At 57.0% G+C, this 15,276-nt stretch carries 9 protein-coding genes and 2 pseudogenes; 2 read left to right on the top strand and 9 right to left on the bottom strand.

Annotated features, from left to right (window positions below; genetic code table 11):
• Window positions 1-13 precede the first annotated feature (13 nt).
• Window positions 14-3,219, bottom strand: a pseudogene (locus CH74_RS04085) (efflux RND transporter permease subunit).
• Window positions 3,216-4,520, bottom strand: a complete 1,305-nt coding sequence (locus CH74_RS04080; protein WP_048306192.1) for an efflux RND transporter periplasmic adaptor subunit — start codon at window positions 4,518-4,520, stop codon at window positions 3,216-3,218. The pseudogene CH74_RS04085 and the gene CH74_RS04080 overlap by 4 nt, the downstream one beginning before the upstream one ends.
• A gap of 152 nt (window positions 4,521-4,672) precedes the next feature.
• Here CH74_RS04080 and CH74_RS04075 point away from each other — a divergent pair, with 152 nt between their 5' ends.
• Complete coding sequence (locus CH74_RS04075; protein WP_048306191.1) at window positions 4,673-5,296, top strand: TetR family transcriptional regulator; 624 nt, start codon at window positions 4,673-4,675, stop codon at window positions 5,294-5,296.
• An 8-nt stretch (window positions 5,297-5,304) separates the two neighbouring features.
• On the opposite strand, the gene CH74_RS04070 is transcribed toward CH74_RS04075, so the two are convergent.
• The 7 genes from CH74_RS04070 to gap form a co-directional block, all read right to left on the bottom strand.
• Complete coding sequence (locus CH74_RS04070; RefSeq protein ID WP_048306190.1) at window positions 5,305-6,141, bottom strand: fructosamine kinase family protein; 837 nt, start codon at window positions 6,139-6,141, stop codon at window positions 5,305-5,307.
• A 21-nt stretch (window positions 6,142-6,162) separates the two neighbouring features.
• Window positions 6,163-7,671, bottom strand: coding sequence for a cation:proton antiporter (locus CH74_RS04065; RefSeq protein ID WP_253272935.1), 1,509 nt, complete (start codon window positions 7,669-7,671; stop codon window positions 6,163-6,165).
• 14 nt (window positions 7,672-7,685) lie between these two features.
• Window positions 7,686-7,982 carry a cation:proton antiporter gene (locus CH74_RS19320; protein WP_253272934.1) on the bottom strand — a complete coding sequence of 99 codons (297 nt, stop codon included), beginning with the start codon at window positions 7,980-7,982 and terminating at the stop codon, window positions 7,686-7,688.
• Entirely contained in the window at window positions 7,979-9,142 is a 1,164-nt protein-coding gene (locus CH74_RS04060) for a GNAT family N-acetyltransferase (RefSeq protein WP_048306189.1), read from the bottom strand. The genes CH74_RS19320 and CH74_RS04060 overlap by 4 nt, the downstream gene beginning before the upstream one ends.
• 23 nt (window positions 9,143-9,165) lie before the next feature.
• Window positions 9,166-10,020, bottom strand: coding sequence for a dienelactone hydrolase family protein (locus tag CH74_RS04055; RefSeq protein ID WP_053070620.1), 855 nt, complete (start codon window positions 10,018-10,020; stop codon window positions 9,166-9,168).
• A 107-nt stretch (window positions 10,021-10,127) separates the two neighbouring features.
• Entirely contained in the window at window positions 10,128-11,801 is a 1,674-nt protein-coding gene (locus CH74_RS04050; RefSeq protein ID WP_048306188.1) for a diguanylate cyclase, read from the bottom strand.
• Window positions 11,802-12,212: 411 nt separating this feature from the next.
• The gene (gene gap, locus CH74_RS04045) at window positions 12,213-13,214 is read right to left on the bottom strand and encodes a type I glyceraldehyde-3-phosphate dehydrogenase (protein WP_048306187.1); all 1,002 of its coding nucleotides are present in this window, start codon (window positions 13,212-13,214) and stop codon (window positions 12,213-12,215) included.
• Between the two features lie 194 nt (window positions 13,215-13,408).
• Between gap and edd the strand changes: the two are divergent.
• Window positions 13,409-15,264: pseudogene (edd, locus tag CH74_RS04040) on the top strand (phosphogluconate dehydratase).
• Window positions 15,265-15,276 lie beyond the last annotated feature (12 nt).

The following is a 15,276-nucleotide window of genomic DNA, read 5'->3' as shown; positions in this document are numbered from 1 at the left end:
TACCCCGAGCAAGCTAGGATCCGGAGGCTTGGGTCGAGCCTTCGCTGCCTTTATCGCTATCCTCGCTGCGCTTGTCCTTCTTGCCCCGCTTGCGGTCGAGCCACTGCGAAAGTGTTGCAAGCATGGCATAGAATGACGGCACGAAGAAACTCGCCAGTATTGCCACGGAAGCCATACCCACCGCCACGGTGGTGCCGATCTCATGGCTACTGCCGCTACTCGCGCCGGAGGCAGGGCCAGTGGCAGGGTACCAAAGATAAAGGCCAAGGACGTCATGACGATGGGGCGAAAACGCTGCTCCGCCGCATGAATGGCTGCCTCACGAATCGACATGCCCTGATCCTTGCGCTGCAATTCGGCAAACTCCACGATCAGAATGGCGTTCTTTGCTGCCAAACCAACCACTACCAGCATGCCGACCTCAACATAGACCCCAACGTTCAATCCTCGCAGCGCCACTCCGCCGATGGCGCCCAGGAAAGCAAAGGGTACCGCGGTCAATACCGCGAGAGGCAACGACCAGCTTTCGTACTGAGCCGCCAGAATCAGAAATACCATCAGCAAACCGAAAATGATCGCGATAGAGGCAGCATTGCCGGTGTTGATCTCCTGATAGGCGGTCCCGGTCCAGCCCATGCTCCAGCTATCGCCCAGGGTCTCATTGACCACCTCTTCCATGGCAGTAATGGCCTGTCCGGAACTGTAGCCCGGCGCCGGCCCCCCTTGAAACTGCGCGGCAGCATATACGCTGTAACGGGTCATGACCGCCGGCGCGGTTATACGCTCCAATGTGACGAACTCCGCCAGAGGAATACGCTCGCCATTGCCACCTCGCACGAAGATATTGCTCAAATCCTCTTTGGAGCGACGGTACTCGTCCTCGTTCTGTAGAAACACCTGGAAGTTACGGTTCTGATAGGAGAAGTAGTTGACGAAACCGTTACCTAGGGTATTCGACAGCGTAGTGTTGAGTGCTTGAATCGACACCCCATAGCTCAGCGCTTTTTGCTGATTGATATGGGCACGATAGGACGGCACGTTTGGATTGAAGGTCGTGAAGACCTGGGCCAGTTCCTCGCGCTTGTTGGCCGCCTGCATGATTTTGTTGGCCGCCTGACCCATTTCGTTCGGGCTGGCACCCTCCAGGGATTGCAGATAGCCGGTAAAACCACCGGTAGTGGACAATCCGGGAATGGGCGGCAGGTTGAATGAGCGCACCGACCCACCCGGGGTTTGTGCCCCTATCTTGTTGACACGGGCAATGATTTCATTGGCAGTAAGATCCCGGCTTCCCCAGGGCTCCATGCTGACGAACATGGTGCCCCGAGCGGTATTGACCGAGCTGGACAACAGATCGTAACCGGCGATCGCCGAGACAAACTCGACGCCGGGAATCTTTTCGATTTCCTTGCCAACCGCGTCCACGAAGTCGGTGGTACGCGCTACCGAGGCGGCATCCGGCAGACTGATGGACGCCAAGGCAATTCCCTGGTCCTCTTCCGGGACAAGACTCGAAGGCGTGCTTTCGTAAAGCCAGAAGGAACCTGCCAATACCAAAATGGTCAGCGCCAAGGCCAGCACCCATAGCTTGATCAAGGCACGTACGATGGCCATGTAACCGCGGGTGACCCAATCGAACCCCTTGTTGAACCAGCGCCCCGGGGCATGCACTGCCCGCATCAGCTTGGATTCATGCTTCTGCTTTTTCTTGTGCTTGAGAAAAATGGCAGCCAATGCCGGTGTGAAGGTCAAGGCTACCACCGCGGATATAGCCACGGAGATGGCGATGGTCAGGGCGAACTGCTGATAGATTTGTCCGGTAAAGCCGCCTAGAAAGGCCACCGGCACGAACACGGATGCCATGATGAAGGCGGTGGCGATGACGGGGCCGCCTACTTCCCGCATACCTTCGCTGACCGCATCAGTTATCGATATATCTTCTTCATCCTCGAGCAGGCGCTCGACGTTCTCTACCACCAGAATGGCATCGTCCACCACGATACCGATGGCTAGGATCATTGCGAACAAAGACAACAGATTGATCGAAAAGCCCAGGATATACAGCCCGGCAAATGCCCCTAGCACGGATACTGGCACCACGGTCATCGCTATCACCGTCGAGCGCCAATTCTGCAAGAACAGAAAGACGATCACGGCAACGATGATGAAGGCTTCGATGAACGTTTCGGCAACGGTGGTGATCGAGGCATCGATGAACAAGGTAGTATCGTAAGGCACTACGTATTCCAGCCCCGCCGGAAAGCGATCGGCGAGATCCTCCATGGCGGTACGAACCTTCGAGGCCGTCTCCAGCGCATTGGCCTCGGGCTGCTGATTGATGACGATCGGCGCCATGGTCGCGCCATTGAGATTGGCGTTTACCGCATAGGAGGAAGCCCCCAGTTCGATACGCGCCACGTCTTTCAGGTACAACGATGAACCATCTGGGTTAGTGCGCAAATAGATGTTACGAAACGCATCCGCACTGGTCAGTCGCCCACCGGCAGAGATGGTATAAGTATAGGCGCGAGGATCACTTTGCGGCTCTGCGGCAAGGCTACCTGCGGGCACCTCGGTGTTTTGAGACCTTATGGCGCTGGCAACCTCTGCTGGCGTCAAGTCATATTGCGCCAGTTTGTCCGGATCGAGCCAGATCCGCATAGCGAACTCGCTCCCTCCCAAGGCCTCCGCCTTGCCCACCCCGGGGATTTGACGCAGCTCATCGAGAATGTTGAGTACCGCATAGTTCTGCATGTAGGTCTTGCTGTATTCCCCGTTGGGTGAACGCAGCGCAACCAATAGAAGAATACTGCTAGAACTCAACTCGACATTGACGCCTTGAGACTGTACCGCTTCTGGTAGCTGAGACAGTGCCGACTGCACCCGGTTATTGACGTTGATGGTATTGATATCGCCATCGGAACCGATCTCGAAGGCCACATCCATGCGCATGATGCCGTTATCGGAGCTGGTCGAGGTCATGTAGAGCATGTTCTCGACCCCGTTGATCGCCTCCGCCAATGGAGCTGCTACGGTCTGGGAGACAGTATCCGCGTTGGCACCGGGGAAGGTTGCCTGAACCGATACCGTAGGCGGCACGACGCTTGGATACTGCTGAATCGGCAAGGCACGCATTGCCATCGCCCCGATCACCACGATGATGATCGAGAGAACCGTGGCGAAGATCGGACGTTTAATGAAAAAATCGGAAAAATTCATGCCTCGTCGCCCTGTTCCTTGGCCTTATCCGAAGACGACTGCTTCGAAGACGGGTCATCACTGCCGGATTCACTCGAAGGCTCTTGCCCGCCATCCTGCTTGGCGGAACCGTTCGATGAAGATTCTGACTTATCGTTTTCCTGTGCGGAAAGCTTTTCGGGATCGCCGGAGTAAGGCTGCGGATTGATCTTGGCGCCGGCTTCGAGCCCACCAGGATCGCTGACGATGACGCGATCGCCAGATTTCAGACCATCGGTGATGATCTGAAGCGGCCCCGCCAAATCACCCAAGGTCACGTTGCAAGTTCGCACCTTGTCCTCATCGTCAAGCACGAATACCTGCGGGCCCATCAGTCCTTGTGTCACGGCAATTTCCGGTACCGCCATGACGTCGTAGCGTTTCATGTTCTGGAGCTGCACCCGCGCGAACTGCCCGGGCAGCAGAAGATCATCGGGATTATCGAACATGGCCCGGGCCTGCACGGTGCTGGTGTCGTCGTCGACCCGAGAGCCCAGGAAATCGATATTGCCTTCAAGCTGCTGCGTCGAATCATCGCCACCGGGAAGCTTTAACGACGCCTTGATATCAGCACCCTGCTGGCGCTGACGGCGCAGATCGAAAGCGTCTTCTTGAGGTAGACCAAAGCGCACCTCAATGGGATTCATGGGTGTGATGGTGGCAAGCTCCGTGCCGACATCGACAACGTTACCCACGTTGACATCGCTTAGACTGATCATGCCGGCTACCGGTGCCTGCACGTCCGAATAGCCCAAATCGATTTTAGCGCTTTCCAATGCAGCTTGGGCCTGAGCCACATTGGCATCCGCTACGCGCCGTTCCGCCACGGCCTGATCGTACTGCTGTTGGCTGACGGAGTTCTGCGCCAGCAGCTGCTTATAGCGCCTAGCATCCCGATCCGCACGAAAGGCCTTGGCCTTGGCACTCTGCACATCCGCCTTGCGCTGATTGACCGTAGCCTGATAGACATCGGGCTCGATGGTATAGAGGCTTTCGCCCTTCTCGACCATCTCTCCAGGTTCGAAATTGCGCGCTTCGAGCTCGCCCCTGACCCGGGCGATGATCGCGACTTGCTGCTCGCTGCGCAGTTTTGCGGAATAGGAGCGATCGTAGCCGATGGTGCGCCGCTCCATGGTCATGACCTTGGCGTCCCGGGCTGGCGCTTGCTGATCCTGCTGGTTTTGTTGACCCTTTTCCTGGTCATCGCCGGATCCGCAGCCCGTCAATAGTGACGCTATCAATAGTCCGGCGACCCAGCCGTGTCTTGCGATCGATATGCGCATCGGCGCGCTCCTTAGTCCTTTACTTACGTTCGGTGGCCTCAGAGAGTCGGCCGATGGCCGCACAGGATACAACCATACATCCATGTATGTAAATGTCGTCCTCTTGGCGTTATGATGACGTTACGTGCTTTTTCAGTGAGTCGATGTAAATCATGGCTAGACGTACCAAAGCCGAAGCCAGTGCCACTCGTGAAGCCTTGCTTGATGCCGCCGAGAAAACCTTTTTCGACAACGGCGTAGCGCGCACTTCCTTGAATCAGATTGCGTGTCAGGCCGGGATGACCCGAGGTGCCGTCTATTGGCATTTCAAGAACAAGGCGGCGATTTTTCATGCCTTGCTCGAGCGTGTGCGCATGCCTTTCGAAGCGCTGATCGAGGAGGTCAATGAGCCCGCTTTACTCGATTCACCTCTGGAAACGCTGCGCTTGGCCTGTCATCGTGGGCTGGCGCGTCTCGAGCAGCCCCAGATAAGTCGCGTGCATTCGATTCTGCTGCATCGCTGCGAATTCTTCAGCGACATCAATCCGCTGGAGATGCAAAATCGCATGGCTCAGGAATGTCACGACGAGCTATACGCGCAGTTTTGCAAGGCTCACGACCAACATCTTCTGAATCCATCCTTATCTCCGGAAACGGCAACCCATCTGCTGCAATCGACGTTGGGCGGTCTTTTCCATGACTGGCTGCGAGAACCCGATCAATTTTCGCTGAGTGAAGAAGGCGGCGCGTTGATAGATACACTCTTTGAGCTCATGAGCCAGCCATCTTCAAGATAGTCGAATATTCAATCAAGTTCGTCGATCCTGCGTTCCACGGCGCCATGATAGCCGGCGCCGAAGAGCAGTAGATGATTGAGCAGCGGATAAAGTTGAAACAACCCTTGCCGCCGGGGCCAGTCGTCAGGACGTTTCCCGTCCCAATAGGCTTCAAAGAAGACAGCAGACGGCGATCCGAACAGGGTCAGCATGGCGAGATCCACCTCGGGATAGTGACGATAGACCGCTGGATCGATGATGGCTGGGCCTTTGCGGGTGTAAAGCACATTACCGGACCACAGATCCCCGTGTACCAGGCTAGGCCGTGCATTCGGCAACCAGCTTTCGAGACCCTCGGCGATGCGAGTCAATCTCTCGAGGGTATTCTTTTTAAGCAAGCCTTTATCGGCGCAGGCCTGGCCTAGCGGCAACAGGCGCCGTTCACGTTGAAAAATACGCCCGTCGGCACAGGGCGTATTGTCCTGAGGCGTCGGGCCACAGGCGTTGTTGCGCTCCCACCCATGAGTCGTGCCACTTACCTCGTGGAGTTCCCGTAGGCCTGTTCCAAGCTGCTGCTCGAGCCGTTGACCACTCGATACCGTATCAAGGGCTTCCATGACCAGTATGTCATTATCGAGACCCAGCACTTCGGGAACGATCAGCGATGTTCCGGCGGCATGCAATGCGCGCAAACCATTGGACTCTTCAACCAGGCGAGCGGGATCATCCTGCTTGACGACCACTCGCCCCCGGACGGACTCCAACTGCCAGACCCGGGCGCTATCGCCACCGGACAGGGGCATCAATTCACCCCTAGCAACGACATCCAATGCGCCGAGACGTTCGCGCCAGTGGCTGGGAGCCATATTCCTTCTCCTTCGACGTCCTTACTCCGAGAGATTCTCTTGCTGCTCCGTTTCTTTCTTGTGGCGTTTCGACACCTTTGATTGCTTGACTTGCCCCTTCTGAAACAGGGACTGCAATTCCGCCATGGCTGCCTTGTCGTCGGCGACAAGTGCCGATATATCATGGCGATGCTTGTAGGAATCCTTGAACAGTTGATTGTCGAACTCGCGAAAGGTGCGCACCGCATCCAGGGCATTGGAGCTAGGATAGCCCATGCTCTTGAGCACCTCACTGCTCATCTCCATGCTGGCAGCAAAGGTTTCGCGTACCACGGCCTTGGCACCCAGCTCCATCAGCTGCCAGGCGTGATGACGATTACGCGCCCGGGCAAACACCTGAAGATGTGGGAAATGATCCCGAGCCTGACGCGCAATGCGCAGGGCGGCTTCTTCATCATCCACGGCAATCACCAGGACCTTGGCCTGCTCGGCCCCTGCTGAACGCAACAGATCCAGACGAGTGGCGTCTGCATAGTAAATGCGTGAACCGAAGCGGCGGATGAACTCCACCTGGGTAATATTCGGATCGAGGGCCGTGAAGTTCAGGTTCTGGGACTTGAGCACCCGGGCCACCATCTGCCCAAAGCGGCCTAGTCCTGCAATCAAGACCGTGGGCGAATCGTCGCCAAAATTGCCATCGTAGGGCTGTTTTTGCTTGAGACGATCTCCCAGTCTTTCGCCGATTTGATAAAGAAACGGCGTCAGCGCCATGGAAAGAGTGACCGCCGCGATACACAGACTGGCGATGCGCTGCTCGAATATTCCGATGCTGACGCCAGCCGTCAACAACACGAAATCGAATTCGCCGCCTTGGGCGATAACCGTTGCCAGACGGGGGATTTCCGGATGAGGCAGTCGCGCGATCAAGCCGACGATAGCGACGACGACAAGCTTTCCTGCCAGGGTCAGCAGCGTGATGGCGAGCACCCATCCTATATTGTCGAAAACCAGGGCCATATTCACCGACATGCCCACGGCAATGAAGAACAGGCCAAGCAACAGACCCTTGAAGGGTTCGATGTTGGCTTCCAATTCATGGCGATAAACGGTATCTGCCAGCAGCACGCCGCCCAGAAACGCACCAAGGGCCATGGAGAGCCCCGCCCACTCCATTACCAGAGCCATTCCCAATACCAGAAACAAGGCTGCCGCGGTAAAGGTTTCACTCACCTCACTGCGCGCTACCAATGCCAGTACCCGAGGGAATATCAGCCTGCCAAACACGATGGCGGCGCCTACGGTCGCTGCGGCACGCAGTACCAGAAGCAGGGATTCTCCGAAGGAAAGACTCGTGCCGCCGGCGACCAGTGGCAAGGCTGCCAATAGGGGAATGACCGCCAGGTCCTGAAAAAGCAAGATCGAAAAGGCCGTTTGGCCGTGAGGGGACGTCAGCTGTTGGCGTGCGTTGAGCACCTGTAGGGCAAAGGCCGTGGAGGATAGCGCAAGGGTCAAGCCCAGTAGAATCGACACCTCCAGGGTCAGATCCAGCATCAGCCCGATGGGGGTCAGTAACGCGCCGCAGGCAGCAGCTGCAGGCTACCCAGACCGAAAAGACGCTTGCGCATGGTCCATAGCCGAGAAGGCTCGAGGGAAAGACCGATGATGAACAACAGCATGACCACGCCGAATTCGGCAAAGCGCAGCACGGACTCGGGCTCGGCAATGAACCCCGTCACCGAAGGGCCCAGCAACAGCCCAGCACTCAAATAGCCCAGAATGGAGCCCAGCCCCAGCCGCTGAAACAGCGGTACAGCGACGATCGCAACCCCCAGTAGCACCGCCGCTTCGAGCGAAAAGCTCATGACGATTCTCGTTGAGAAATGGTCACTTCGTGTCGGAACGGTAATCGCTTTTGGGCGTGACGGTAGTACGACTCGATATGAGTGCGTTCCTGCGCGCAGAAATGCGCAACGGCACGACGAAAGTCCGGATTGGCAATATAGTGCAAGGAACGCAGCTGCCTCGGAGCAAAGCCTCGCGTTAACTTGTGCTCGCCTTGGGTACCCGGGTCGAATCGAGTTAGTCCGTTCGTCAGGCAGTGCTCGATGCCCTGGTAGTAACAGGTTTCAAAATGCAGGCAGTCCGCTTCCACTTCGCTGCCCCAGTAACGGCCATACAAGGTCTTGTCACCTTGCAGGCAAAGCGCTGACGCAATTGGCTGCCCTTCCACTCGCGCCTGAATCAACACCAATGTCTCGGGTAAGGTCCGTCGCAAGCGCTGGAAGAAATCAAAGGGGAGATAAGGCCGCTGACCGCGCTCTATATAGGTCATCTGATAGCAGCGGTAGAAATGTGCAAGTGCCGCCGGGTCGATCTCGTCGCCGGTCAGGCGAGAAAGCGTAATTCCCTGCTCCCCGACACGCCTACGTTCACGCCGAATTTCCTTGCGCCGTTTGGAGCTCATGCTGGCAAGAAATCCATCGAAATTGCCAAACCCTGAATCCTGCCACTGGAACTGTACTCCCCGGCGTTCGATCAGCTCAGGCACTGCGGTTTTCCAGGCATCGACCTCTTTGTCCTCGGCGAACAGTAGATGCCAGCTTGAAAGACTCTCGTCGCAGCAATGTTCCGCCAGAGCCGCAAACACGGCATCGGGGTTTTCGACCCGCGTACTGATGGCCGTTCGCGTGCCCGGCGCCGGTGTGTACGGGATCGCCGTCAATGCCTTTGGATAGTAATCGCCGCCGGCTCGTTCCCAAGCGTCCGCCCAGGACCAGTCGAACACATACTCGCCTCGGGAATGGCGCTTGTAGTAGCGCGGCATCGCCGCTACCAAAACGTCATCTTGCCAGACCAGTAAATGCGCCGGTGTCCAACCGGTAGCGGATGTCACCGCCCCAGAGGCCTCTAGCGCATGCAGAAATTCATGGCGCAAAAAAGGCTGGTCGGCATCGATCAACGCATTCCATTGCATTGCAGGTACAGCCTCCATGGAGGCAATACTGTGTACCTCGAAGCGCATCTTTTCTCCTGACGTAGCGCCTATCAGTTGCCGTTCAAGACCTTGTCCAGGGTCAGTAAGGCGGCCTGCCAGGAAGCCGCGTCTGCGGCGGCATCATAGGCGAGTGGTAGGTCGAACTGTTCTGCCGCCTTATCCGCCCCGGGGTTGGTGAAACCATGAGTGGCCCCGGGATAATTGATGATCTCGACCTGTGCGCCCTGGGCACCGAGTGCCTGAGCCATCGCCGTTAAATCTTCTCGCTTGACCAGCGGATCCTGGGCGCCGTTGTAAATCTTTACAACACCTTCGAAAGCCTGAGGATTAGAGGCCGCTTGGGTAGGACTACCATGAAAGCTGATCGCCGCTTTGATGGGCATGCCGGAAAGGGCCATGTTCATGACCACCCCACCGCCGAAACAATAGCCCATAGCCGCCATGCCTTTGTCCTTATCCACCCAGGGGCTTTCGCGCAGACTGGCCATGGCCGCTTCGAGTCGCGCCCGAGCCGATGGCCAATCCTTCATGACCTGGCTCGAAAACATGCCGGCTTCATCCGGGTGAGTGGCTATCTGACCGTCTCCATACATGTCCACGGCCAGCGCCACGAAGCCCAAGGCGGCAAGCTGATCGGCCCGGGCCCGGGTATAGTCGTTCAACCCCCACCATTCGTGCACCAGGATCACTGCGGGGCGAGGCTCATCGTCATTGGCGTTGCGTGCCAGATAACCTTCGTAGGTCTCGCCGCCTGTCGAATAGGTGAAAGACTCTCCTTTGACCTCGGGCCCCGTCTTGATGTTTGTCTTGAGTTCCATATCCACGGGCGATGTTTGAGTCTGTGCCATGGCGACACTCGTCATTGTGCCCCCTAGCAGCCAGAACAGTATAAAAAGTATCCGCATGCCAGAGCCTCCTTGTTTATCTTTGTTTTTACCATAGCATGGCTTGCCATGGGGCTCATGGACGAGTTGATGTCTCCGCGGTCATTCAGTCTTGCCACACCTTTTCTCTATTCATCGCAGAGGGCCTGATGAACGCGGTTACGCCCTCCGCGCTTGGCCGCGTAGAGTCCCATATCCGCCCGGTGCATCAAGGCTTCGAGTGTTTCCATATCGTGCCGCTCGGCAATGCCGAAGCTGACGGTAAAATTCAGCCACTGACCATAGAATTCGACTCGGGTTTCCTCGAACTCCTGGCGTAGCCGCTCTGCCAGTTTGGCGGCTTCATGAAGGGCATGGCCGCTTAGCACCAACGCGAACTCCTCCCCGCCGATGCGTCCGAAAACATCATGGGAGCGCAGTGTCCTGCGGCAGATATCGCCAAGGCTTGCCAACACCAGATCCCCGGCAGCGTGACCATGGGTATCGTTGATTGCCTTGAAGTTGTCGATATCGAAGATCACCAAGGACAGACGCGAGGGCATGGCATCGGCGGCGTTGATCTCCGTTTCGATACAGTCCATGAACGCTCGACGATTGAGCGCCCCGGTCAAACTGTCGGTAGTGGACATCTCGTGCAGCTTCATTTCCCGCAGCTTGCGGGTAGTTACATCACGCACCACCCCCAGAATCCACTCGTAGCGATTGGTCAGCGGGCTGACATAGGGTGAGCAGCTGATTTCCAGCCATACATAATGGCCCTGACAGTGACGCACCCGCAGCTCAAGCTGCTGGCCCTTACCCTGACACGACGCTTCGTGCAGCCGTCGCTGTATCCGCGGCGCATCATCCGGGGGCAGCAGCTCGATCAGCGCCCGACCGTAAAGATCCTCTGCAGTGTAGCCCAGCATGGTTTCTATCGATGGAGATGCGAAACGACAGACGCCATCGGAGTCGAACAGCATGATCAAGTCGCTTACCTGCTCGATGATGAACCGATAGCGTCGCTCGCTTTCGATGAGGGCCAGCTGAGCCTGTTTATGAAGGGTGACGTCTTCACAAAAGCCATGCCATAGCACGCTGCCGTCCGCTTCCCGCTGCGGCGTTGCATGGCCGGACACCCAGAGCTGATAGCCATGGGGATGACGATAGCGAAACTCGCAGCGCCAGACACTCAAGCGCAGCGCACTACGCTGAATGTTGCGCCATAACGTCTCGGTATCGTCCGGATGCACGCGGCCGATGGCTTCTTCCGCACTTTCGACGAGTGCCGCTGGAGACATACCGAACAGCCGCTTTGCCCCGGAGCTCACCAGGGGAAAGGTCAAACGCCCATTCGTGCTCAAACGACATTGGTACAAGGCGCCAGGAAGCTGGTCGCTCAACTCCTCGAAGCGCCCAAGCAGGGTCTGACGCTTGGTGACATCGACCAATGAGCCGACCAGCTCCGTGACCTTATCGGACTCATTGCGATGCAGGATGATGTCGTCTTGAAGATGACGCCACTCACCCTGAGACGTTTGCAAGGTGTAGTTGAGGGATACGCGCTCGCAGTCTGTATCGATGGCATGCTTCAGTCTCGCCTGGGCGCGGTGACGCGACTCCTCGGTCAGCAGCGCCAGCCAGCGCTCCGGCTCGGCTTCAAGCACATCACGGCCAAGCCCGCATAGGGGCTCGATACCTTGACAGGCATAGTGCAGCCGTCCCTGCCACCAATCGACGTTCGTGGCATAAATCACCGCCGGGACAACTTGCAACAACTTGTCGAGCGCTGCCGTCGGGAGCTTCAGCAAAGAAGAAGACATGCTTATATGATCCCTGAACGTTTATTCACAGACGTCACGTTCACGCATGTGGCCAATGATATTGTCGACGATACCCACGCTGATAGCGTAATCTGCTAATAATGATGAACTATTAAGACGCCAGCGTATTATTTAGATGGTGCGAAATGTTGGCATCACTATCAAATACGACATCATCGATAACCAGAAATGCGGCTAACTATGATTAGCAATAACATAGTGACAGAGCATCGCACACAAGGATAGAGCTGGAACAGCGATCAACCTCGACACTTGGTCGACCGTCGAGATGGCTTCGAATGATAGTGAATCTCAAAGCCGTAATCCATAGGGCGTGCCAATAGAAAAAGGATACCCGAAGGTATCCTCTACCCTAAAGCATTCCGAAATGCTTTTAGCAGGTCAGCCGACTCACCTGGCTACCTGCATGGCCAGCGCCGTGTCCAGCATACGATTGGAAAATCCCCATTCATTGTCATACCAGGCCATGACCTTGACCAGCCGACCGCTCACCCGGGTGTGATTGGTATCAAAGATGGAAGAATGGGCATCGTGATTGAAGTCGATGGAGACCAGAGGCTGCGCATTGACCGCAAGTATCGGCGACTGCTCGGCAGCGGCCTCCACTATTGCGTTGACCTCTTCCTTGGTAGTTTCCCGGCTGGCGGTGAACACCAGATCCACTAGGGACACATTAATTACCGGCACCCGCACCGCCAGGCCGTCAAACTTGCCCTCAAGGTCCGGCAATACGCGCCCTACCGCTGCCGCCGCGCCGGTCTTGGTGGGAATCATTGACTGGGTGGCACTACGCGCCCTGAACGGATCCTTATGATAGGCATCGGATAGATTCTGATCGTTGGTGTAGGCATGTATCGTGGTCATCAAACCGCTTTCGATGCCGACGCCTTCATGTAGCGCCTTGGCAACTGGTGCCAGACAATTGGTGGTACAAGAGGCATTGGAGACCACCCGATGCTCAGCGGTGAGCACATGCTCATTGACGCCATAAACGATCATGGCATCTGCATCCGGGCTTGGTGCCGAGATCAGCACGGATTGCGCACCGGCATCCAGATGTTTTGCGGCTTCCTCGCGCTTCTTGAAAAGTCCGCTGCATTCCATGACCAGATCGATTTCCAGATCCGCCCAAGGCAGCTTGGAGGGATCACGTTCGGCATAGATATTGATACGGTCGCCGGCGACACTGAGAGAATTCTCGTCGTGCTCGATCGTATAACCGAACAGGCCGTGAACGCTGTCATACTTGAGAAGACGTGCGTTCGTTTCCGGATCGCTCAGGTCGTTGATGGCGACGACTTGAACCTGATCGCGATAGAAATTTTCGTAAAGCGCGCGCACGACGTTGCGGCCAATGCGCCCGAATCCATTGATTGCTATGCGTAACGTCATGATGGGTCTCCTGCAGCAAGCTAACATGAAGCGATAGTGAGGTCGGATGATGCTGTCCCGGTCCGTGACCAAGGAGCGATTTCAAGAAAACACTCCTAGGATTTACCTATAATTTGGTTCACAACCCAGGGACGTTCAACTCATTTTTTGTTAAGTTTACGCACATTGCGACTCAATTACCGATAGAGGCTTCCATGAACATCCATCCCACCGTCGCTCAGGTCACTCGCCGCATTCGCGAACGCTCCCAAGAGCGACGTGCAAGCTATGAACGCCATATGCAGGATCAGCATCGTCAAGGTGTACACCGTGGTGAACTTTCCTGCGGCAACCTTGCCCACGGCTTCGCCGCCTGCGGCAGCGAAGACAAGGATCGGTTGAAGCTGACCAATAGCGCCAACCTGGGCATAGTTTCGTCATATAACGACATGCTTTCCGCTCATCAGCCATTGGCTCCCTTTCCTGAAATGATCAAGGAAGCAGCGCGCCAAATGGGCTCCACTGCGCAGTTCGCCGGGGGCGTACCGGCCATGTGTGACGGCGTGACCCAAGGTCAACCGGGCATGGAACTGTCGCTCTTTTCTCGCGACACCATCGCCATGCTACCGCCGTGGCGCTATCTCACAATATGTTCGATGCGGCATTGCTCCTGGGTATTTGTGACAAGATCGTGCCGGGTCTGTTCATAGGTGCTGCACGCTTTGGTCATTTGCCCACGATCTTCGTTCCTGGGGGGCCAATGCCCAGCGGACTTCCCAACAGCGAGAAGGCCCGCATACGGCAGCTATATACCGAGGGCAAGGTCGGTCGTGACGAACTGCTCGAAGCCGAATCCGAGTCCTATCACAGCCCGGGCACCTGCACGTTTTACGGCACCGCCAATTCCAATCAATTGATGATGGAAATGATGGGGCTGCATCTACCCGGCGCCTCCTTTATCAACCCTAATACTCCTCTGCGCGAAGCGCTGACCCGCTACGCTGCGGAACAGGCGATTCGCAATAGCGAACCCGGCGGTCGCTATCGGCCGTTCTGGCAGCAGATCGACGAAAAAGCCATCGTCAATGCCGTCGTCGGGCTGCTCGCCTCCGGCGGCTCCACCAATCACACGCTGCATCTGGTTGCCATGGCGGGGGCGGTAGGTCTTACCCTCACCTGGGACGATTTTACCGAGCTTTCCGCCGTAACGCCGAGCCTGACCCGCATCTACCCTAACGGGCAGGCAGATGTGAATCACTTCCAGGCGGCCGGCGGCATGAGCTTTTTGATTCGCGAGCTGCTCGATGCCGGGTTGATTCATGGGGACATTTCCTGCGTATTCGGCGGCGATCTATCTGACTATACTCAGGAGCCCTTTCTCGAGGATGGCCGACTGGTATGGCGCCAAGGCCCGACTCAAAGCCTGGATCTGGACATTCTACGCCCGGTTTCCGAGCCATTTTCCCCGACCGGCGGTCTGACCGTGCTCAACGGCAACCTGGGTCGTGGTGTCATCAAGGTGTCCGCGGTCAAACCCGAGCACCGTGTGGTGGAAGCACCGGTACGCCTATTCAGCGATCAAAACGAAGTCAAGGCGGCCTTCGATGCGGGCGAGCTCGACCGTGATGTCATTGTGGTAGTGCGCTTCCAGGGCCCACGAGCCAACGGCATGCCGGAGTTGCACAAGCTCACCCCCTATCTGGGTGTCCTGCAGGATCGCGGCTATCAGGTGGCGCTGGTGACGGATGGCCGCATGTCCGGGGCGTCCGGCAAGGTGCCCGCTGCCATCCATATGACCCCGGAGGCCATCGACGGCGGACCCTTGGCCAAGTTGCGTGAAGGCGACGTTGCGCGCCTGAATGCGGACAGGGGCGAGCTGAGCGCAGTGGTAGACGAGGCGGAATGGCAGGCCAGGGACGCTACCGTCATGGATCTGGAACACTATCGTTATGGCATGGGACGCGAGCTGTTCGCGGGCTTTCGTCAACTGGTCAATGGCGCGGAAGACGGCGCTTCGGTCTTTGGCGGCTTTGAGGATCAGGACCTGGCAAGAGGCACCGATCGGGCATGAAGCCAGACATGA

Source organism: Halomonas sp. PR-M31 (genome assembly GCF_001039575.1).
Taxonomy (GTDB): domain Bacteria; phylum Pseudomonadota; class Gammaproteobacteria; order Pseudomonadales; family Halomonadaceae; genus Modicisalibacter.
Note: the sequence above shows the minus strand (reverse complement) of the source record. Positions and strands in the feature narration are given on the sequence as shown.